Annotated in this window: 16 protein-coding genes; all 16 read left to right on the forward strand. The window is 46.6% G+C overall.

The window, feature by feature from the left end; genetic code table 11:
* The first annotated feature begins 60 nt into the window (after positions 1-60).
* The 16 genes from HP552_RS09510 (at position 61) to HP552_RS09585 (ending at position 23,086) form a co-directional block, all read left to right on the forward strand.
* Entirely contained in the window at positions 61-693 is a 633-nt protein-coding gene (locus HP552_RS09510; RefSeq protein WP_175395282.1) for a TetR/AcrR family transcriptional regulator, read from the forward strand.
* A gap of 132 nt (positions 694-825) precedes the next feature.
* Entirely contained in the window at positions 826-1,653 is an 828-nt protein-coding gene (locus HP552_RS09515; RefSeq protein WP_376768952.1) for a substrate-binding periplasmic protein, read from the forward strand.
* Positions 1,654-1,684: 31 nt separating this feature from the next.
* Positions 1,685-2,329, forward strand: a complete 645-nt coding sequence (locus HP552_RS09520; protein WP_175395284.1) for an amino acid ABC transporter permease — start codon at positions 1,685-1,687, stop codon at positions 2,327-2,329.
* Between the two features lie 16 nt (positions 2,330-2,345).
* Positions 2,346-3,092 carry an amino acid ABC transporter ATP-binding protein gene (locus HP552_RS09525; protein WP_175395285.1) on the forward strand — a complete coding sequence of 249 codons (747 nt, stop codon included), beginning with the start codon at positions 2,346-2,348 and terminating at the stop codon, positions 3,090-3,092.
* Between the two features lie 17 nt (positions 3,093-3,109).
* Positions 3,110-3,532, forward strand: coding sequence for an OsmC family protein (locus HP552_RS09530; protein ID WP_076311998.1), 423 nt, complete (start codon positions 3,110-3,112; stop codon positions 3,530-3,532).
* A gap of 321 nt (positions 3,533-3,853) precedes the next feature.
* A complete protein-coding gene (locus tag HP552_RS09535) occupies positions 3,854-5,644 on the forward strand; it encodes a cache domain-containing sensor histidine kinase (protein WP_175395286.1) in 1,791 nt (596 codons plus the stop codon).
* Positions 5,637-7,226: a response regulator transcription factor gene (locus HP552_RS09540; RefSeq protein ID WP_175395287.1), complete on the forward strand. Its 1,590-nt coding sequence runs from the start codon at positions 5,637-5,639 to the stop codon at positions 7,224-7,226. The genes HP552_RS09535 and HP552_RS09540 overlap by 8 nt, the downstream gene beginning before the upstream one ends.
* Before the next feature lie 190 nt (positions 7,227-7,416).
* Positions 7,417-10,299, forward strand: coding sequence for a glycoside hydrolase family 2 protein (locus HP552_RS09545; RefSeq protein WP_175395288.1), 2,883 nt, complete (start codon positions 7,417-7,419; stop codon positions 10,297-10,299).
* A 279-nt stretch (positions 10,300-10,578) separates the two neighbouring features.
* Positions 10,579-11,562, forward strand: a complete 984-nt coding sequence (locus HP552_RS09550) for an ABC transporter permease (protein WP_175395289.1) — start codon at positions 10,579-10,581, stop codon at positions 11,560-11,562.
* A gap of 15 nt (positions 11,563-11,577) precedes the next feature.
* The gene (locus HP552_RS09555) at positions 11,578-12,480 is read left to right on the forward strand and encodes a carbohydrate ABC transporter permease (protein WP_175395290.1); all 903 of its coding nucleotides are present in this window, start codon (positions 11,578-11,580) and stop codon (positions 12,478-12,480) included.
* A 183-nt stretch (positions 12,481-12,663) separates the two neighbouring features.
* Positions 12,664-14,355, forward strand: coding sequence for an ABC transporter substrate-binding protein (locus HP552_RS09560; protein WP_175395291.1), 1,692 nt, complete (start codon positions 12,664-12,666; stop codon positions 14,353-14,355).
* A gap of 371 nt (positions 14,356-14,726) precedes the next feature.
* Entirely contained in the window at positions 14,727-16,424 is a 1,698-nt protein-coding gene (locus tag HP552_RS09565; RefSeq protein WP_175395292.1) for an ABC transporter substrate-binding protein, read from the forward strand.
* A 338-nt stretch (positions 16,425-16,762) separates the two neighbouring features.
* Positions 16,763-18,466, forward strand: coding sequence for an ABC transporter substrate-binding protein (locus tag HP552_RS09570; protein WP_376768951.1), 1,704 nt, complete (start codon positions 16,763-16,765; stop codon positions 18,464-18,466).
* Between the two features lie 279 nt (positions 18,467-18,745).
* Complete coding sequence (locus HP552_RS09575; protein WP_175395293.1) at positions 18,746-21,124, forward strand: glycoside hydrolase family 95 protein; 2,379 nt, start codon at positions 18,746-18,748, stop codon at positions 21,122-21,124.
* Between the two features lie 19 nt (positions 21,125-21,143).
* Positions 21,144-22,490 (forward strand): GH1 family beta-glucosidase, encoded by a 1,347-nt coding sequence (locus tag HP552_RS09580; RefSeq protein WP_175395294.1) that lies wholly within the window; start codon positions 21,144-21,146, stop codon positions 22,488-22,490.
* A gap of 332 nt (positions 22,491-22,822) precedes the next feature.
* A complete protein-coding gene (locus tag HP552_RS09585) occupies positions 22,823-23,086 on the forward strand; it encodes a hypothetical protein (protein ID WP_024631414.1) in 264 nt (87 codons plus the stop codon).
* The last annotated feature ends 251 nt before the right edge of the window (positions 23,087-23,337 follow it).

Below are 23,337 nucleotides of genomic sequence, written 5' to 3' on the forward strand. Positions count from 1 at the left end.
ACCTAGTTATCCAATAGGATATACTTAACTGACTGACTGATCAATCGGGAGGGTACTGAAATGTCCAAAGTAAAACATAAGGAACCCGGTGAAGAACGACGGGATCAGATTATACGTATTGCGTTGCAGCGATTTGCGACCCACGGATACCATCAGACCAAAATTTCGGATATTGTTCGTGAAGCTGGCGTAGCCCAAGGGACGTTTTATTGGCATTTCAAGAGCAAAGAAGCCATCGCTGCAGAGATTGTGTTAACGGGCAGAGAGAAGCTGCTTGAAGCCATCGGTCAAGGTTATCGCAAGGACGCAGGATCGGTTGAGGATATGGTCAAGGCTTCAGAGCGACTGTTCATCAATTTGTTCTCATTTGCTGCCGACAATCGTTATTTTATGGAGCTGCTGCTGAAGGGTATCGTGACAGAAGAGTCAGTACGTCGTTTGGTTGAAGAGACTCGTAATGCTGTGGAGTCAGCGTTCCGCCATAACATGGAGCGCGCGATTGAACTTGGCATGCTGCCACAATCGATGGATGTGCCGGTACGAGCTGCATTACTGGTGAGCATGATTGAAGGCATGATCTCCCGCTGGCTGTTTGGCTCCGCGGAGCTGCATGAAGGAATATCAACCAAAACGGCACAATCACTTGCTGTCGAAGCATCAAGCTTTGAATTTTACGGTTTGCTGGGCACGTAATGGACGTGCTGGTACCGAGGGCCTTTTTACATGATTGATGCAGGATCAGGGAATAATGGGTACAACTATTAACCACATGAATGAGAGGAAGTTAACGTGATGAATAATGGAACACAACGTTATGGTAAAAAAATGCGCAAAAGCTGGATGCTTACAGCAATTCTGCTTATGACCGTGCTGGTTGTAAGTGCTTGTGGCAGCAAAACAACCGATACGGACAGTACTAATGGAGCACAAGCGAGCAATGAACTGGAACAGATTAAGTCGGCTGGCACCATTAAAGTGGGTATGATGGGCACCTACCGTCCATATAACTTCCTGAATGAAAACAAAGAAATGGACGGCTTTGATGCGGATATCGCACGTGAAGTTGCCAAGCGTCTCGGGGTTGAAGTTGAATTTGTATCCCAGGAATTCTCCGGTCTGACACCAAGTCTGCAATCCAAGAAAATCGATGCGGTGATCAGCCAGATGACGATTACCGATGAACGTAAACAGGCACTGGACTTCAGTGATCCTTATATTACAAACCAAGTTAAAATTATTGTAAAAACGGATAATAACGATATCACCAAGCTTGAAGATTTTAAAGGAAAAACGATTGGTGTAGGTCTTGGCACGAATGATGAGACTTACCTGCGCAATGAAGTGCTGCCGAAAGTGGGCGACTTTACCATTAAGACTTATGATGATGTCATTACATCACTGAAGGATCTGGATGCAGGACGAATTGATGCAACAATCAACAACCTGTACGCGCTTAAACCCATTGTGGATTCCAACGGATTCAAGATTAAAGCAGTAGGTGAACCGATTAAGAGTGACCAAGCCGGTATTGCCGTTCGTAAAAACAATCCGGAACTTGTTGCAGCACTGAATGAAGCACTCCAAGGCATGAAGGATGATGGTACGTACAATACCATTTTCAAAAAATGGTTCGGTGAAGAGCCTGCGCAATAATGAACCTGCAAGGCGAAGGGAAGTTTGATCCATGGAACTGGTATTTGAGAATATCCCCTTCTTTTTGAAGGGGGCTTATTACACGCTTTATGTGACCATAATTTCAATGTTTTTTGCATTTTTGATCGGTGTGATTGTAGCCGTTGTCCGACTGAAAGGTCCACTCTGGCTTCGGATGATCGCAAGGTTTTACGTATCCATCATGCGGGGGACCCCGCTGTTGGTGCAATTATTCGTTATCTATTACGGATTGGTTGATTACGGCGTAACCTTGGGATCGCTCACAGCAGCTTGTTTTGGACTGAGCTTGAATGCAGGAGCATTCCTGTCCGAGACATTCCGGGGGGCCATTCAAGCTGTACCGAAAGGGCAGACAGAAGCAGCTTATGCAACGGGAATGACCCCTTTTCAGACGATGAGACGGATTGTGTTTCCGCAGGCTGTACGCATTGCCATTCCACCAATGGGCAATACGTTTATAGGCATGTTGAAGGAAACATCACTCGTGGCAACCATTGGCGTTACGGAGTTACTGCGGTCAGCGCAGCTGCTGGTATCACAATACGCTTTGAATATGCCATTTTATCTGGCGATCGGTGTGATCTACTGGATTATGAGTATCGGCTTCTCGGCCATTCTGGAACAAGTGGAGCGCCGGTTGGCCCGGGCTTACTGATGGGAGGAGAGAACCGATGATTACAACGACAGGACTGACGAAACGTTTTCAAAATAATGAAGTACTCACGAATATTGACCTGCACGTGGATGCAAAAGACATTGTGGTGCTGCTGGGACCCAGCGGCTCCGGCAAAAGCACATTGCTCCGCTGTCTGAATGGACTTGAGGAACTGTCCGGCGGGAAGATTGAAGTGAACGGCATTGTCGTAGACAGCGCCGATCCAATCCGAGTCCAGCGCGCGCGGGTGCTTGAGATTCGCCGTCAAACCGGCATGGTGTTCCAGCAATTTAACCTGTATCCGCACAAGACAGTCCTGGGAAATGTGATGGAAGGGCTCGTGACGGTGAAAAAAATCAAGCGGGACGAAGCGGCCGAACGCGGCCGGATTCTGCTGGATCGGGTAGGACTGTCGGACAAGCAGGATGCATATCCATCCCGGTTGTCCGGTGGTCAACAGCAGCGGGTTGCGATTGCCCGTGCACTCGCCATGGAGCCGGAAGTGATGCTGTTCGATGAGCCAACTTCCGCCCTTGACCCCGAACTTGTGGGCGAGGTTCTCTCCGTCATGAAGGAACTGGCACAAGAAGGCATGACCATGCTGGTGGTGACGCATGAACTGAAATTTGCCCGTAACGTGGCTAACAAGATCGTATTTATGGCAGATGGATCGATTGTGGAGGAAGCAAGTCCGCAGGCATTTTTTGAACATCCGGAACAGGAACGAACACGCAGATTTCTGCAGCAAATTACTGAATTCTAAGAAAGAAGGATAACAACATGAATGTAACAACCGTATGGAAAGGCAAACGTGCGTTTACTTCCGAAGGACCCTCTGGCTATGCTGTAGGCATGGATGCCACGGCTGCTTATGGTGGTGACAGTAAGGGTGCTACACCGATGGAACTGTTACTTGCAGGCCTTGGGGGCTGCATGGGGATCGATATTACGATGATTCTGGATGCCTTTCTGGACAAAATTACAGGAATCGAAATTGAAGCTCAGGGGACTCGCAGCGAAGGTATGCCGAAAGGTTTTACTTCCATTGATCTGATCTTCAAAGTCGACGGAGATATCCCGGATTACCGCATCTGGAAAGCCATTCAAATGGCTGAAGAGAAGTATTGTGCCGTATCCGCTTCCCTGAGCGCTGATATTCATCCTAAATTGATATTGAATGGGGTAGAGACACCCCGTCCTTAAGAGATCAGGATAGCTCCCCCCCCGGTTCCAGGCTGAAGGGCAGCTGTCTGCAAACGGGTGCATGTTCATATCATCGCACGGTTGCAAGAAATATAAATTGCAAGCCTGGTCGCCATGCGAATGGCGGCCTTTTTGGCATGTTCGCATCACAAGTACATCCTTTGTTCACTGCAAATGAGCAGGAATGTGTGCTAATCTAAGGAAATAGTTGGCGGAAGAACAGACCTGTGAGGTTGTATGGTATGATAAACGGAAGGACAGGGACAGTATAATCCTGCTCCTTATATGTAAGCGCTTATATAGATAACGGAAGGTGCAGACATGTTAAAGAGGCTCATACGAATATCCAACAATCTCAAATTGAAGCATAAATTGCTCATTTCCTATGTCCTTGTTGTCATGATTCCGGTTCTCATTATCGGACTTGCCGTGACAGGATACTTCCGGCAGCAGGCACTGGATAACGCAATTGGACAGACCATTAATAACGTGGATAAAATCAAAAGCCAAACCGCCACGCTGCTGCGTGTGCCGACGGATATTTCTGATATCCTGATGTTCAATAACGAACTGAAGGAGATTGTGAACAAACGCTACACCAGCGTGATGGAACTGACCTCTGCTTATTTGTCCTACAAGGATTTTCAGGAATATAAGCGACAATACCGTGAGGTGGCAGGAATTCGTTTTTATTCCGCCAACCCTACTCTGATCAACAATCTGGAGTTTATCCCGTTGGACGAGAAGACCAAGGAAAGTTACTGGTACCAGAAAGCGCTGTTATCCACGAGTACAGGATGGTTCTACATTCCGGACAAGGAAGATAATCCGGTGCACAAGCTCAGTCTGGTCCGTAAAGTACCCTTTCCCGAATATCGTACCGAGGGAGTACTGATGATTGAGATTAACCAGGACGAGTTGAACGAACTGCTGCGTCAGGAACCGTTTGAGACCCTGATTGCAGATGAGCAGGGCTACGTTGTGGCTGCCAAAAACACCGACCTGGTTGGCAAAACGCTGGATGAACTGGATTTTGGCGTGGATTTGCAGAATCAGGCCAAAGGAACATTGGAAGCCGATTTTCAGGGAGAACCATCCAACATCGTTATTGATGAGCTGCGTCCCGTGTCGAGTATGAACAGCTTAAAGGTGATCTCGGTGTTTGCCACCAAAAATATCGTCAAGGATGCCAATACGATCAGTCTGATCGGGATGGTTTTTATCTCCCTTGTTCTGGTCATTGCACTTTTGCTCGTATATATTATCTCATTTCTTACATCCAACAGGCTGCTGCGTCTTAGCAAACATCTGAACAAGCTTGCCTTGGGGGACTTGAATGTTTCCTCCAGAATCGACGGAAATGATGAGATTGGACAGTTGTCCAGACAATTCAATTACATGGTCAAAAGCATAAACGAATTGATGACCCAGGTCGTTGAAGCGACCGAGCAGAACAACCAATTGGAAATTGCGCAGAAAGAGATTAAACTGAAAATGATGGCAAGTCAGATTAATCCCCACTTTCTGTTTAATGCCCTGGAGTCCATTCGGATGAAAGCTCATATCAAAGGGGAGGCTGAGATAGCCAATATCGTCAGGCTGCTGGGCAAACTGATGCGCAAAAGCCTGGAAATCGGCAGTGGCAAAACCACCTTTCAGGCAGAACTCGAAATGGTGAGTTCCTACCTGGAAATTCAGAAATTCCGTTATGGCGACCGGCTCGCCTTTCAGATTCATATTGATCCTGATGCAGAAAAGATATATATTCCGCCTTTGATCATTCAACCTTTGGTGGAGAATGCCATTGTGCACGGATTGGAAAATAAAGAAGGAACAGTCCATGTAAATATAATGATTCATCTGGTAAACGACATTGTACAGGTTCACGTCAAGGACGACGGTGCAGGCATTACGCCGGAGCGTTTGGCTGAGGTGATGCAATTTATCCGCGGACCGGAGGAGCCGGAGAGGAGCCGGATTGGTCTGCGTAATGTGCATCAACGGTTGACGCTGACCTATGGTGAACCGTACGGATTACAGATTACAAGTGTGTATGGGGAAGGAACAGAGATTTCTTTTGACTTACCTTCAGGAGGGGAACAGCATGTATAAAGTATTTTTGGTAGATGACGAACCGAGCATACGCGAGGGACTGACAACAATCATCGATTGGGAAGAGCATGGTTTTGAGGTCATCGCTACAGCTGCGAATGGTCGTGAGGCCATAGCACGATTCGATGAGCTTAAGCCTGATCTGACCATTATAGATATCCGAATGCCCGGGATGACCGGACTGGATGTCATCGAAGAGGTGCGGAAACAACATCCCGGCTCACATTTTTTAATCCTGAGTGGTTATGCAGATTTTGATTATGCCAAGAAAGCGATCAGTTTCGGTGTGGACGGATATTTGCTCAAGCCTGTGGATGAAGAAGAAATGATTGGGGAACTTCAGCGTATTGCCACAGTGCTTACACGTGAACAGGAGACGCTGGCACGTCATGCAGGTGAAGATACGGCTTATCGGGAGCATCAGATTGAGGCACTTCTGTTTGATAATCTGGAGGGTGTTGGGCCCATTGACGAGGATGCATTAGGATTGAAATGGCCGCAGTATCAGGTTGTACTGCTTGAGATGCATGCTGCACCGGATATACAGCGCGGAAATGTAGTCAAACGCAAATTGGCGGAAGCTTTCGATCAGAAGGATCGGGGGATCGTCTTCTCTTATCATTCCGGACTTGCCTTGTTGTGCAGAGAGCCGATTATATCGGCCCAGTCTGCCCAGCATCTCTATGATGAGCTGAAGCGTTTGTTGGGAGAATGGAACAACGTCATGTACGGGGCAGCAGGTGAACCGGTGAATACCACTTCCGACATTATCAGGTCCTATAAACAGGCCAACGGACTGCTTGCAGAACGTTTTTTGTTTACGGAGCAACGTATCATGTTATGGAGTGAAGAACTCGCCGCGGAAGAAAACGCTACATCAATAATAGATGAGGATGAAAGTGCTGAGGCAGTGGAGTCAGAACTGGCGGACAAGCTGTATTATGCACTCGACATACGCAGCACTGAATCCGTCATCCGGGTGCTGAGCGAGATTGAAGAACGAATTGTTCCTTACCATCGGACAGAGCAGGCGATCAAAACAGCGTTCTCACAGGTATTTTCCATGGCGATCAATAAGCTGGCTGCATCGAATCAGCACATGCAATCGATCACGCAGGAACATTCCGTCCTGATCAACGAAGTGTATCACCAATTAACGGTATCTGATCTGAAAGTCATGGCTGAAGGCCATTTGACGCGGCTAATTCAGCGCATGGGCGGTGGCAGCAAGGATACGGTACTGAAACAGATGATCGATTTTATCCGGCGTAATCCGGGGGAGAATCTCAAGCTGGAGGTCCTTGCCGAGGTGTTTAACTACAACAGCAGTTATTTGGGTAAGCTGTTCAAAAACCATACGGGAGAATACTTCAATGCATTTTTGGACAAGGTCCGGATGGAAAAAGCGAAGGAACTGCTTGACGAAGGATTGAAGGTACATCAGGTTGCCGCAAGAGTAGGATACGCCAACGTGGATTATTTCCACGGCAAGTTCAAGAAATACGTAGGAGAGTCTCCTTCAGCGTATAAACATGCCCGATCCCAGTCTAAGGATCTGTCCGAAGAGCCTGATGGAGTGTAATTAGCAGCAGGCACATATGGTTTATGCAGTTCTATTTTACACATCATTTTTTATAAAACGTTTTCGTATTTTTTTGGTTTTGCTTGTCATCCATATATAGTCCATCGTCTTCCTTAAATAAGCGATGGAGTCTTCCGACTATACATCATAAACTGGGTGTATCTTATTCGAGACAAGGAGAGACAAGCAGATGAAATCATCGGGCATACACGCTGTTCGACATACGTTTGACTTGAAAGGAACCTGGCAGTTCTGTCTGGAGCCGGACCTCGCCAATGACCAGAGGCCTCCCCATCCTGATGACTCCGCATGGGGGAACATTCAGGTTCCAGGCTCCTGGGAAGAGCAGGGATACGGGAACGAGCCGGACTATCACAGGATGGATACATGGACCAAGGTACGTGAATATGAAGGTGCTGCGTGGTATGCAACTAACGTGGATCTCACAGCGTCAGAGACGGACTGCCAGTATGTGTTTAGACTTGAGGGAGTAAGGTGGACATCAGACCTCTGGGTAAATGGGCATCATGCCGGGCAGCGGGACAGTCTGCTATTTGCACAAGAATGGAATATTACATCGCTAATCCATTCGGGAAAGGTGAATCGGCTGGAGCTGCGCGTGGATAACACCATGAAACTGCCTCTGGCTGGAAGTCATATTCATTCTATTCATACGGCTACAGCGTGGGGTGGTATAACAGGTGGGGCTTATCTGCACCAGCTGCCGCCCTGTCGAATTCAGCAATTGCATATCCAGCCGGATGCTGGGAAAGGGATCGTAACGATACAGTATGATGTAAGCGTTAAAGAGTCAGCGAAATCTCGTGCATATCATCTTCATGTGGATATCAGGCACCCTGACGGAAGTTGGTTTACCCGACAGAGCCGTAATATTGATTTGGTATCTCCCCCGGTTGAGGAGACGTTATTAGATGGTCATTGTGGGAGGTTGCAGTGGGAGCTGGAGCTTGGGCAGGAAAAAGACATTGCACTGTGGTCGGATGAATCCCCGATGTTGTATCAGCTCGCTCTTTCCTTGCATGATGAGGAGCAGGAACTGGATCGGGTGGGTCGAACATTTGGCATGCGTTCCTTCAGAGCGAATGGAAAAAAGCTTGAGTTAAACAATGTGCCTGTTTTCTTGCGCGGCTACGTGGATTGCTGCATTTTCCCGCTAACGGGTTATCCGGTCTGGGACAAGCAGCATTATGTACAGCAGTTTCGTACGGCTAAGTCATACGGTTTCAATCATGTGCGTCTGCATGGCTGGAGTGCACCCCGGCCGTTCTGGGAGGCAGCGGACGAGGAAGGCATGTTAGTCCAGGCTGAACTTCCCCATTGGTCGCGTTGGTTTGAGAATCGTGATGTGACCGCACCTGCAGAGATCATGACATTTCTGACCCGTGAATTGAAGGGGTTATTACACTCCTTGCACACACATCCGTCCTTTGTCATGTTCTCGATGGGGAATGAACTGATTGGGGCTAATGGCCACCCTGAACTGAATGAACTGGTGGAACTGGCTCGTTCTCTTGATCCAACCCGGCTGTATACGGATAATACAGGGTTTGGTCAGCTGCCGGCTCAAGGACGAAGTGCAGATTATTACATCCAGTCGCTGAACTGGCATCCTCCACTTGAGTCAGAGCTGTCTGCGGTACCCGATACCACACTGGATTACCATGATGTCACCCGACTTACGGATTATCCGGTCATTGGACATGAGCATGCACAGTTCACCATGTATGTACGTCCCCAGGAGAAGGATAAATACACAGGTGTCCTGCGTCCGAGCTGGCTGGAATCAATCGAGGAATCATTAGCGCGCAAAGGTTTGGCAGCTGATGTGGAATCTTTTCAACACGCCAGTGGAATACATCTGATTCGGTCGTTAAAGGAAGCGATGGAGCGTGTCCGGCGGACAACTGATGCAGCGGGCATACAATTGCTTGATATCCGTGACTTCCCTGGACAGGGGCATGCCACAACGGGTTTTCTGGATGTTTTCTGGGAGAGCAAGGGGATAACGGAGCCAGCAGCATTCAGGCAGTTTAATGCGAGCGTTGTACTGCTACTGGGATGCAGTCAGCGGACTTTCTATGCAGGAGAGACCATTCACATTGAAGCGGGTATATCCCATTATGGACAGCAGCCGATTATGGATGCATCCATGCATTGGAGACTGATCTGCAATAATATAATCGAGGACGAAGGCGAGTGGGCATGTGGAGACATCAGCTGTGGCTCTGTTGTTTCGATTGGGCGTCTGACCATACATGCACCCCATCAGGGTGCGGCTGCCTTTCACATTGAAGCTGAGATAAGATCGGGTCATTCGGAACACATGGCTGCCAACGTGTGGCATGGTTGGTCGTTTCCTCTCTATCATTCTCACGATCAATCTCACCGGATCTGGAACAGTGTGAAGGAGCTGCAGCCATTTCTACTAGATTCCTGTCATAATCAGGTGCATGTTCTGGATGGGAAGGAACTGCTCAGCCAAGGTGAGATGGATTTGGTGATTACTTCCTCACTTACACCCAATGTCCTCGATTATTTGATGAATGGTGGACATGTCTGGCTTCAGGTTAAACCGGATGAACTATATGATGCGGTAGACACCAAGTATCTGCCTGTATTCTGGAATTATCTCATGTTTGCAACACAGCCAGGAGCAACGATGGGGATGAACTTGCAGAAGCAAATGCCTTTGCTGGGCAATTTCCCCCATGATCAGGCTTCGGATTGGCATTGGTACCATCTGGTGAATGGCACTCCTGCGATATGCCTTGATTCGCTGAACGAGGTTCGTCCGTTAATCGAAGTGATTGATCATTTTCACAGGGCCAAACGTCTGGCATATGCCTTTGAGGCTAAGGTGGGGCAGGGTAGTCTGCTTGTATCATCATTCCCGTTTGCCGATGTCTCCATGATGAAACGCCCCGAGGCCGCTTACCTGTTTCAGGAGATGGTCGCTTACCTGCTGGGAGACCAATTCAAACCTGAAGCTGCCGTGTCAGCTGGTGAATTATTAGGCATGATCAGGCTGCAGACCATTCAGTTCACATTGTAATTGCCGGGACCTGTTTCAGGTCCTTTTTTCATTCACTAAAATAGGAGGTAAACGATTTCCATAAAACGTTTTCGGAAATTAACATTATCAAATGTTTCTACCTTTTTATGGCGTTTATTGTAGATGAAAGGGCTTAAAAGATCCGATTTTTATCGGATGATGTCGAATTAGATGGGGAGATATCTAATTTTTATATGATTTTCTCTAAAATCCAGATGGTATTTTGAAAACGCTCTATCAGGTATGATTGATCTATAAAACAGAGGAGGGGGAACGGAGATGGAAACGCTAACAAAAAAATCCGCTTCCGCGAAAAGAAGCAGTAACCCCAAGCCGCCAGCGAAGAGACGGCGGAACGGAATTTGGGATAGCATCAAGCAGCAGAAATATCTCTATCTCATGTCACTGCCATTCGTAGTTTGGGTTTTTGTATTTAACTATCTGCCACTATGGGGATGGACGATGGCTTTCCAAAATTATAAACCGGCCAGATCATTCGGCGATCAAGAGTGGGTTGGTTTTAAACACTTTGTAGAGCTGTTTAGTGATGAACGGTTTTATCTAGTACTTCGAAACACACTTGCAATGAGCTTAATGGGGCTGATTGTCGGTTTTGTCGTGCCGATTTTCTTTGCAATTCTATTGAATGAAATGAAGGGCATGTTCTTCAAGAGGACGGTCCAAACCGTATCCTACTTGCCTCACTTTGTATCCTGGGTCGTTGTAGCCGGGATCATTACCAAGATGCTCTCCACCGATGGAGGGATTGTCAACGACATCTTGATGGGCCTGAATATTATCGATCAGCCGATTCAATTCATGGCGAAGGGGAACCTGTTTTGGTACATTGTAACCGCTTCAGATATGTGGAAAGAAACGGGCTGGAATGCCATCATCTATCTGGCTGCGATTACAGGTATTGACCAGGAGCTTTACGAGGCCTCCCGTGTCGACGGAGCAAACCGCTGGAGACAAATGTGGCACATCACGCTGCCGGGCATCCGGACCACGATTTCCGTACTATTCATCATGTCCATCGGACACTTGATCAGTATCGGTTTCGAGAAGCAGATGCTGCTGCAAAACAGTCTGGTATTAGACTACTCGGAAGTCCTTGATCTCTACGCGCTCAATTATGGTTTGAATATGGGACGATTCTCATATGGTACAGCCATAGGTATATTCAACTCCGTTGTCAGTATCATCCTTCTGTTTACAGCGAACGGGTTGTTCAAAAAATTCACCAAAGAAAGCATTATGTAGGGAGGGGGAAACATTATGGCGAACAAATCATTCAATGCTACACGGGGCGATAAACTGTTCGATATATTCAATTATATCGCGATGGCGCTGGTGTTGGTCGTAACGCTGTATCCATTCCTGAACGTGCTTGCGATCTCGCTGAATAACTCAACCGATACCGTGCGTGGCGGAATATACTTGTGGCCGCGGGACTTTACGCTGGAGAACTACAAAACGATTTTCCAATATGACGGGCTGCTGCAAGGTCTGCAGATTTCCATCCTGCGTACGATTGTAGGTACACTGCTCGGACTGATCAGTTCATCCATGATCGCCTTTACACTGAGCCGTCCTGACTTCAAATTGAGAAAGTTTGTATCGACTACACTGGCACTCACGATGTATTTCTCCGGTGGTCTGATTCCGGTTTACATCCTGATGCGTGACCTGAACCTGATCGGTACATTCTGGGTATATGTATTGCCAGGCATGATCAGTGCATTTAACGTATTCATCATCCGTTCATTCATTGATGGATTGCCGTATGCGCTGCAGGAATCCGCAAAACTGGACGGTGCAAATGACTTTAAGATCTTCTACAAAATCATTTTGCCGCTCTGTAAACCGGTACTTGCGACGATTGCATTGTTCCTGGCTGTAGGTCAATGGAACGCATGGTTTGATACGTATCTGTACAACGGTTCCAAGGCACATCTAACAACACTCCAATACGAGCTGATGAAAGTGCTGCAGAGTACGCAGCAAGGGTCTGGCGCTGGACGGAATGCCAATGATATGGCACAGCAAATGACACAGATTTCACCAGAATCGATCAAGATGGCCATTACGATTGTCGTTACCGTTCCAATCCTGGTTGTATATCCATTCTTGCAAAAGTACTTTGTAGGTGGTATGACATTGGGTGCAGTAAAAGCATAAGCAACACTATAGAGCTGCCAAAAAGAGCAGCCGTACACTAAAAAAAAGCATCAGGTGCCCGAGGCGTGACCAGCAGGTTTGCGCCTCACCGTATAGGGCTGCGGAGCGGCATTCATGAAGCTATAGACAGGGACAAAAAAGTCCCGGACAAGACTGACATATGAAACAGGGAGGATTACCATTATGGCAAGTTTTAAAATGAAAGGGGCACTGGCTCCTGTACTTGCGATGTCTTTGCTCGCAGGTTGTGGTGGTGGAGGAACTGGCGGCGAAACGTCGTTTAAAGACACAAGTGGCGACACGTCTCCGCTCACATTCAGCTTCTTTAGTGTCGACCCCAGTCCAAACTGGAATGGCATGAAGGATGAGGTAGGCCAGGTTATCACGGAAAAAACAGGAGTAACACTTAACGGTGAATTTGCCGTCAGCGGTGGTCAGGACAAAATATCCTTAATGGCAGCGAGCGGCGATTATCCCGATATCGTGTCACCCAAAGGAGAGCTTAGCAAACTGGTGGATGCAGGAGCGATGTTGGATCTGACAGATCTGATTGACCAGTATGCTCCCAATCTGAAGAAGCTGTATGGTAATTACATGGATCGGTTGAAATACAGTAATGAGGATCAGGCCATTTATGTGCTGCCGACGTACTATGCGGTAGACCAGAAGTACTTTGATGCAGGCGGCGGGTTCGGTATTCAGCACCGTGTGCTGAAAGAGCTGGGCTACCCTCAGGTGCGTACGCTGGAGGACTTTGAAAATGTGCTGAAGGCATATAAAGAGAAACACCCGACGATTGATGGTCAGCCAACGATCCCATTATCACTGGACGCAGATGACTGGAGAATCATGATCACTGTAACGAACCCAGCTTTCTTGGCAACGGGTGCACCGGATGACGGTGAATACTACATCAATCCGGAAACATATGAAGCGATGCTTCACTACAAACGTCCAGAGGAAAAAGAGTATTTCCGTTGGTTGAACAAAATGTACAACGAGGGATTGCTCGATCAGGACAGTTTCGTACAAAAAACAGACCAGTATAAATCCAAAATCGCAAGTGGACGTGTGCTTGGTGTCATTGACCAGGATTGGGGTTATTCCGATGCGGAGAACGCATTGAAATCAGCTGGCAAGCCTGAAGCAACATATTCACACTTCCCTGTGACGCTGTCTGAGGATATCAAGGATCATTCCTATCAGGACACCGGCTTCGTATCCGGCTGGGGTGTAGGTATTACAACCACGAATCCGGACCCGGTTCGTACCATCAAGTTCTTCGATTATCTGGCTTCTGAAGAAGGCCAAGTGTTGATGAACTGGGGAATTGAAGGCAAACACTACGAAGTGAAGGATGGCAAACGTGTTATTCCTGCCGATGTTCTGGACCAAAAGACAAACAATGCTTCCGTATTCCAAAAAGAGACAGGTATTGGTCTATACACCAATATGTCGGGTCACTATGGAGACGGTGTTAAGGATTCAACGGATAACTACTATACGACGAATTTCCCTGAACAAATCGTAGCAGCATATTCCGAGCCAGAGAAAGAAACACTGAAAGCGTATGGTGTTACAACTTGGAAAGACTTGTACCCAAGTGAAGATGAGTTCCCGGTTAAGCCATGGGGAGCGGCATACAATTTGCCGACACCAGGTGATTCCGATTACAACGTCATCTTCCAGAAAACTCAAGATATTATCCGTAAACGAATTCCGGAAGCTATTCTCAGTTCACCGGATCAGTTTGACGGCATTTACGACGCAATGATTGCGGAGGTAAACAAAGCCGGAGCTGAAAAAATGGAACAACAATACACCGAGCTTGTCCAAAACCGGGTTAAATTGTGGAACGGTGAAGCGAGCCAATAATCAGTCATGTGTATCGTTAATTTTCGAAAGAGGAGAACCCAGTTACCTGGGTTCTTTTTTTATGTCTAAAACGTTTTCTAAAAAACGTTTTCAATTTTACAATTTCACTATTGACAAGGACTTGTAGAGGGATTATGATGCAAATATGAAAGCACTTACATCTGTGGTGTGACAGTTCAAAATAGCTTTTCATTCAAGTTTGAAAAAGAGAGTGCCAGCAGGTTTAAGAGTGATCAGGAAAACTTCAAAACAATAAGTAAGCGCTTTTAATGTATTAAAAACAAAAGATTTACATTCAATTCTTTCCGGTATGCGCAGGCCAGCCTGTTATACAATAGATAGCTTCATTTTATCCATAAGGGGGATTATACATGAAGGGCAAAACACCAAAAACATTCGCAATGCTTCTGCTCGCAAGCGCACTTGCCATCACGGCAGGTTGTGGAGGAGGAGGTACAACTGCTTCAGAGACACCAGAGGATACAGGGGATACAACCAGTCCCATCACGTTTACATTCTTTGGTGCAGACGCAAGTCCAAACTGGAACAATATGAAGGATGCAGTGGGCCAAGAGATTACCAAACGAACAGGTGTTACAATTGAGGCAGAGTACGATGTGAATAATGGCGGAGATCAGAAAATACCTTTGATGGCTGCCAGCGGTGATTACCCTGATATTATCTTTCCTAAAGGAAATTTATCGAAGCTTGTTGATGCAGGCGCAATGCTTGATCTTACCGATCTGATTGAGGAACATGCACCAAACCTGAAAAAAATCTATGGTGATCAGATGAATCGTTTGAAATACAGTCTGGAAGACCAGGCCATTTATGCGATTCCGACCAACATGGGTGTAGATAATATTGCTTTTGATGCAACGGGCGGATTTGAAATTCAACAAAAGGTATTGAAAGAGCTCGGATATCCGGAAGTGAAGACACTCGAGGATTACGAAAACGTATTGAGAACCTATTATGAGAAGCATCCAACCATTGATGGTCAGCCAACCATTCCGTTGACACTAAATGCAGACGATTGGAAGATCATGATCACAGTAACGAACCCCGCGTTCCAGGCAACGGGTGGACCGGATGATGGTGAGTACTATATCAACCCGGAGACGTATGAAGCCATGCTGCACTACAAACGTCCGGAGGAAAAGGAATACTTCCGTTGGTTGAACAAAATGTACAATGAGGGACTGCTCGACAAAGATACTTTTGTACAAAAAGATGACCAATATAAATCTAAGATTGCCAGCGGCCGTGTACTTGGTCTGATTGACCAGGAATGGAACTATGGCGAAGCGGAGAATGCACTGAAAGGTGCGGGCAAGGATGACAGCACTTACGCCCACTTCTCCGTATCTCTGAACGAAGATATTGTAGATCATACGTTCCAGCCTACCGGCTTTGACGGTTATGGAATCGGAATTTCTACGACGGCCAAAGATCCGGTGCGTATCATCAAATTCATGGATTGGCTCGCATCAGATGAAGGTCAAGTACTCCGAAACTGGGGGATTGAAGGTCAACATTACAATGTAGAAAATGGCAAGCGTATCATTCCTGACGAAATCCAGGATCGCAAAGTCAACGACAACTCGGCGTTTACCAAAGAAACCGGGATCGGTCTGTACAACATCTTTAGTGCAAGATACGGCGATGGTGTGAAAGATTCTACGGATAACTACTACACAACCAACTTCCCTGAACAGATTCAGGCAGGTTACACAGCAGCTGAGAAAGAAACGTTAAAGGCATATGGCATTACGACCTGGAAGGATTTCTATCCTTCTGAAGATGAACTGAAGCTGAAAGACTGGGGCGCTGCATACAATATGCCAGTTCCATCAGATACCGACTACAACGTAGCATACCAGAAAACACAGGATATCATCCGCAAACGCATTCCTGAAGCCATTCTTGCGAAGCCGGAAAACTTTGACCAAGTCTACGACAGCCTCCTGGCTGAACTGGACAAAGCAGGTGCAGTGGAGATGGAGAAACAGTACACCGTATGGGTGAAGGAACGTGTTGCCTTGTGGACTGGTAAAGATGTGAAGTAACGAAAGAACGCTGGAAATAACTTGTGAAAATAAAGCATTACATTTACAAAAAGAGGCCTATCAAAAAGGCCTTTTTTTGTTGTTGACGGAACGGGTAGGATAGCATATAATCATTGATGTAAGCACTTTCAGTAAGCGTTTTAAATGAGTTTACGAAAACGTTTTACCGTTGTTACATGATATTTTAAGGTTTGTAAGGTACAAGGTTTGATATGTTTACGAAAAGTGTGAAATGTTATTTTGGTAAGCGCATACAGAAATGCGCTTCAAAAGTGGTATTCGCAGGCATCTGCCTGTTATACAGATAAAACCTTCATAATAATAGGGGGAACTAGACAATGAGAGGCAAAATGAAAGGCAATACACCTAAGACTTTTGCAATGTTGATGCTCGCAAGTGCGTTGTTGGTTACTGCTGGTTGCGGAAATTCGGGAAGCAAAGATGCTTCTTCCGGAGAGTCCAGTGGAACTGATCCGATTACAGTCACGTTTTTTGGTGCTGATGCAAGTCCAACTTGGAACAAGATGCAAGATGCAGTCGGCAAGGAAATTACGAAGCAAACAGGCGTTACGATTGAAGCGGAATATGATGTAAACAATGGCGGCGAACAAAAGATCTCTCTCATGGCTGCCAGTGGTGATTATCCAGATATCATTTTCCCAAAAGGTAACTTGTCTAAGCTCGTAGATGCGGGTGCGATGCTTGACCTCACGGATCTAATCGAGGAGCATGCGCCGAACTTGAAAAAAATCTATGGCGATCAGATGAATCGTTTGAAATACAGCACGGAAGATCCAGCGATCTACACGATCCCAACCAATATGGGTGTAGATAATATGACGTTTGACGCAACAGGTGGGTTCGAAATTCAACAAAAGGTTTTGAAAGAGCTCGGCTATCCTGAGGTAAAAACACTTGAGGATTACGAAAATGTACTGAAAGCTTATTATGAGAAACATCCAACGATTGATGGCCAGCCAACCATTCCACTGACATTGAATGCGGATGATTGGAAGATCATGATTACGGTAACCAACCCGGCATTCCAAGCTACAGGGGCTCCGGATGATGGTGAATACTATGTTAATCCAGAAACTTATGAAGCGATGCTGCACTACAAACGTCCAGAAGAAAAAGAATATTTCCGTTGGTTGAACAAAATGTATAATGAAGGACTGCTTGATAAAGATACATTTGTTCAAAAAGACGACCAATACAAATCCAAAATTGCCAGCGGCCGTGTACTCGGTCTGATTGACCAAGAGTGGAACTATCAAGAAGCTGAAAATGCGCTGAAAGGTGCTGGCAAGGATGACAGCACGTACGCTCACTTCTCCGTATCGCTGAACGAAGATATCGTGGACCATACGTTCCAGCCAACCGGATTTGATGGCTACGGAATTGGAATCACCACGGCTGCGGAAGACCCAGTACGTATTATCAAATTCATGGACTGGCTCGCTTCGGACGAAGGTCAAGTGCTCCGAAACTGGGGAATCGAGGGTCAGCACTACAATGTAGTGGATGGCAAACGTGTTATTCCGGATGAAATCCAGGATCGTAAAACTAACGACAATTCCAATTTCAGTAAAGAAACAGGTATTGGTCTATACAATGTGTTCAGTGCAAGATATGGTGATGGTGTGAAGGATGCAACTGACAACTACTACACAACCAATTTCCCAGAGCAGATTATAGCTGGTTATACAGCGGCTGAGAAAGAAACGCTCAAAGCCTATGGCATTACAACTTGGAAAGAGTTTTACCCGTCTGAAGAAGAACTTCCTCTCAAAGACTGGGGAGCATTATATAATATGTCCGTGCCTACAGGTACAGATTATGACGTAACATTCCAAAAAACTCAGGATATCGTACGCAAACGGATTCCTGAAGCTGTTCTGACCTCGTCAGCGAACTTCGATAAAGTGTATGATGACTTCCTCGCAGAGCTGGACAAAGCTGGTGCAGTGGAAATGGAGAAACAATATACAGTATGGGTTAAAGACCGTATATCTCTGTGGACAGGCAAAGAAGTGAAGTAATATAAGCGTGGTGGATGGAAAATCATCCATTGCAAGAAAGAGGCCCTGATTCAGGGTCTCTTTCTTGCTTTTTCTTGTGATGTTTTACATTGACGCAGATATATAAATCCAATATACTTTTCTTACTGAAGGCACTTTCAGTTGAAGGCTATTAGAGCAGCGGATTTGTCCAAGCAAAGAGCCTGTGGATACAAAATAATTCTTACATAATGTAGTATCCGAAAACGTTTTAGTATTCCTTATAAAAATAATAGATGATTCATGAAGAGGAGTAATTTTATGTCCCCATTCAATGAGAAAACAAAAATAAATCGTCTATGGTATCGACAGCCTGCCACCCGCTGGGAAGAGGCCCTTCCTATTGGGAACGGACGACTCGGAGGCATGGTGTACGGAGGAGCTGCCGAAGAGCGTATCCAGTTAAACGAGGATACCCTATGGTCTGGTTTTCCGCGTGACACCATTCAGTACAGCAGCCAGCGGTACTTGAAGCAAACCCGCGAACTCATTATGTCCGGACAATATAGTGAAGCTGAAGGGCTTCTGAACCGTGAAATGCTGGGTCGCGATGTAGAAGCCTACCAACCGATGGGTCATTTCATGATACAGCAGGAGGGACTTCGGGATCAGGATTATGAAGAGTTTGAACGTGAACTTGACCTGGAATCCGGAATTGTTAAGACGAGTTATTCCTATGAAGGTGTTCGTTTTGTTCGTGAGGTGTATACCAGTGCCCCGGATGATCTAATGGTATGTACGCTTACGGCTGATCGGGACGGAGCTGTGAATGCCATTGCTCATTTGGACAGCCCGCATCCGTACACAACCCAGGAATCAGAAAACGCAGTGACGATGTTCAGTCGTTGTCCAAGTCATGTGGAATCGAACTATTTCCGGGACCATCCCGAATCGGTTATCTATGAAGAGGATCGGGGGACTGCATACGCGGTTCGTTTGGCTGTTACAGTAATCGGTAAAGAGGCAAAGGTTTCTACTATGGATGGCAAGCTTCATGTTCAGGGAGCTAAACAGGTCGTATTTTACTTGGCGGCAGCTACTGCTTTCGAGAATTACGATGTTATTCCAACCAAGGATGAGCAGTTGCTGGAACAAGGTTGTAAAGATGTCATAGCAAAAGCGATGAGCTTAGGTCATGAAAGTCTGCGTATTCGGCATGAAGCTGATCACCAGTCTTTATTTTCACGTGTCAGTCTTGATCTGGGATCCACGCCTAATGGGGAGCTGCCTACTGATGAGCGGCTTATAGCTTACCAGTCTGGAGTTCAAGACCCCGGGCTAGAAGCACTTTATTTTCAATATGGCAGATATCTGTTAATGGGCAGTTCGCGCCCGGGCACCCAGCCGGCCAATCTGCAGGGCATATGGAATCATCAGGTTGAGCCGCCTTGGCACAGTGATTATACAATTAATATCAATACCGAGATGAATTACTGGCCAGCCGAAGTATGCAATCTGAGCGAATGTCATGAACCGCTATTCAGTTTGTTGGAAGACCTGAGTCAAACTGGGCGTAGAACAGCTCGCATTTTGTACGGCGCACGTGGATGGACCGCCCATCACAACGTGGATATCTGGAGAACGACAACACCTACAGGCGGTGATGCCAGCTGGGCATTCTGGCCGATGGGTGGTGTCTGGCTGACATCCCATCTGTGGGAGCATTACCTATTTACCGGGGATCAAGATTTTCTTCAAGAACGTGCTTATCCGGTCATGAAGGAGGCAGCACTATTCTGTCTGGATTGGTTGATTGAAGGACCGGATGGCTATCTGGTTACTGCTCCTTCAACCTCTCCAGAGAACAAGTTCCTGACAGAAGAAGGAGAAGCCCGCAGCATTTCGATGGCGTCGACAATGGATATGACATTGATTCGTGAATTGTTCACCAGATGTATTGAGGCAGCAGGGACACTTGAGGTCGACCGGGCATTGGTCAACGAGCTGGAGAACAGTCTGAGCAGGTTATATCCGTTCCTGATTGGCAGTGAAGGGCAGCTGCAGGAATGGTTTAAGGACTTCGCTGAATCGGAACCAGGACATCGTCACGTGTCCCATCTGTATGGCCTGTATCCGGGAGAACAGATCAATCGAATCCATACGCCGGAGCTTGTTGAGGCTTCACGCATATCGCTTGAACGTCGCATATCGCAGGGGGGCGGGCATACCGGATGGAGCTGTGCATGGTTGATCAATCTGTATGCACGTCTGCTTGATGGCGGGCAGGCGCATGAGTTTGTGCGTACACTGCTGGCCCGGTCAACTCATCCCAATCTGTTCGATGACCATCCACCATTCCAGATTGACGGCAATTTCGGTGGTACGGCCGGCATTGCCGAGATGCTGCTGCAGAGCCATCTGAATGAACTGCACTTGCTGCCGGCCCTGCCAGAGCAATGGACACAAGGCAGCGTAACAGGTTTGCGTGCACGAGGCGGTTATACCCTATCCATGGAGTGGGCGGACAGCCAATTGGTTTCTGCCGAAATCAAGGCAGAACGTGATGGTTCGATCACCATTCGAAGCGCACATGTGCTGCGGGTGGATAATGAGGAGCAGCAACAGGCTGAGCTAACACCTCAAGGAGATTATGTAATTACTTTAACCATGACCGCAGGACAGACCGTCCGCGTATCATGAGGAGACGAGGGAGAAACCAATGACTATTTTTCAATTTCCGCAAGATTTTCGCTGGGGAACAGCTACAGCTTCCTATCAAATAGAAGGAGCAGCACAGGAAGGCGGACGCGGAGTATCCATCTGGGATACATTTGCACGTACACCTGGTAAAGTATTTAATGGAGACAATGGGGATGTCGCTTGCGACAGTTACCACCGTTATGAAGAAGATATCGAGCTGATGAAGAAACTTGGTATCAACACGTATCGATTCTCCATTGCCTGGCCGCGTATTATACCGGACGGAGATGGTGAGATCAATCGCGAAGGCCTGGACTTTTACCACCGCTTCGTGGACAAGCTCCTAGAGGCAGGCATTGAGCCTTTCTGCACACTGTATCACTGGGATCTTCCGCAAGTGCTGGAGGATGACGGGGGCTGGGGAAACCGCAGAACCGTCGATGCGTTTGTTAAATATGCAGAAGTTATCTTCAAGGAGTTCACTGGCAAAATCAAATTTTGGCTGACGTTTAATGAACCATGGTGTATCGCATTCCTGTCCAATCTATTGGGGGTTCATGCACCAGGGAACAAGGATCTGCAGACATCCCTTAATGTGGCCCATGGACTGCTTGTTGCTCATGGTAAAGCGGTGCAATCCTTCCGCAGGCTGGGCATAACGGGGCAGATCGGTATTGCACCAAATGTGTGCTGGGCTGAGCCTTACAGCAAGTCACCTGAGGATCAGGCGGCATGCGACCGCTCCATCGCGCTCAACACAGACTGGTTCCTTGATCCGATCTACAAAGGTACCTACCCGCAATTCATGGTCGATTGGTTTGCTCAAGCAGGTGCCACAGTGCCGATCCAGGAAGGCGATATGGAGATCATCTCGCAGCCGATTGACTTGCTGGGCATTAACTATTACACCATGGGAATCAATCGCTTCAATCCGGAGGCAGGAGCTTTGCAGTCTGAGGAAGTGGATATGGGACTGACCAAGACGGATATTGGTTGGCCGATCGAATCCCGTGGACTGTATGAGTTCATGCATTATTTGCAAAAGTATGGAAACGTCGATGTCTACATCACCGAGAACGGTGCTTGCATCAATGATGATCTGGACAATGGCAAGATCAATGATGATCGCCGGATCTCCTATTATGAACAGCATTTAGCCCAAATTCACCGGATTATTAACGATGGCATTAACCTGAAGGGATATATGGCGTGGTCTCTGATGGACAATTTTGAATGGGCAGAAGGATACCGGATGCGCTTTGGTCTTGTTCATGTGGACTATCGCTCGTTGGTTAGAACACCGAAGGAGAGTTTTTACTGGTACCAAAATGTGATCAAGAACAACTGGCTGGAAACGCGTAACTAGTTGGATGATCTATCGCTTCATTACACTATAGGATAAAGATAAAAGACGGTGTATTCGGTTTATCCGGATCGCCGTTTTTTTGTTCTGGTTTTTCTCGGAATGAGACATGTTCATAAAGCTTTCATAAGGTTACACCTTATTCCTGTTATGAAGAGGTTGTTTTTGGGTTATACATAACAAGAAGATAAAATAAGCGTTTGTCAACAGTTTAATTTTAAATAAAGTGTCCAAATTGCGAAATAAATTTGAACATTTGTTGACTAAAAATCATACTGATGTGGTATATTGGTATTAGGAAAGCACTTACAAAAAGGGAAAAGGAAGTGTTTACTATGGCATCGAAGACAGCAATGGTAAGCCAATTGGAGCGCAAAGATAAGAATATGCGGCGCGCAGTCTTGACGATGACAGTTCTGGCCTGGATCGCTCTCATTACGGGAGTGGTTATGTGCCTGATTAACCTGAACGATTTTAATGACCGTAATCTTGGCTTGATGGTCGGTATTGGTTTTCTGGTAGGTAGTGTGTTTATTTATGTAATCGCCAAATCGATTGGTCTTGTTCATACACGCCGGGAAGACGAAGGAGCCGATTAATTATAATCTGGCGATCTTTCGTTCATAATAAGACTGGATGAGTACCCGGAATCCAGTCAATAAAGCCCTTTGCGGATTCGTTGATACTGTTCAACGGGACTGCAAAGGGTTTTATTTTGTGACTCGAAGTGTAATGATTACAATGAAGAAATATCAAGTGTGCAAGCGATTTGTGAGAAAAAATTCACACATTTAAGGTGTAAAATCGACAAATTTGTTAACAAGAACAAAAAAGTTGCTCATTTCTGATA

The organism is Paenibacillus xylanilyticus, from assembly GCF_013359935.1.
GTDB lineage: Bacteria > Bacillota > Bacilli > Paenibacillales > Paenibacillaceae > Paenibacillus > Paenibacillus xylanilyticus.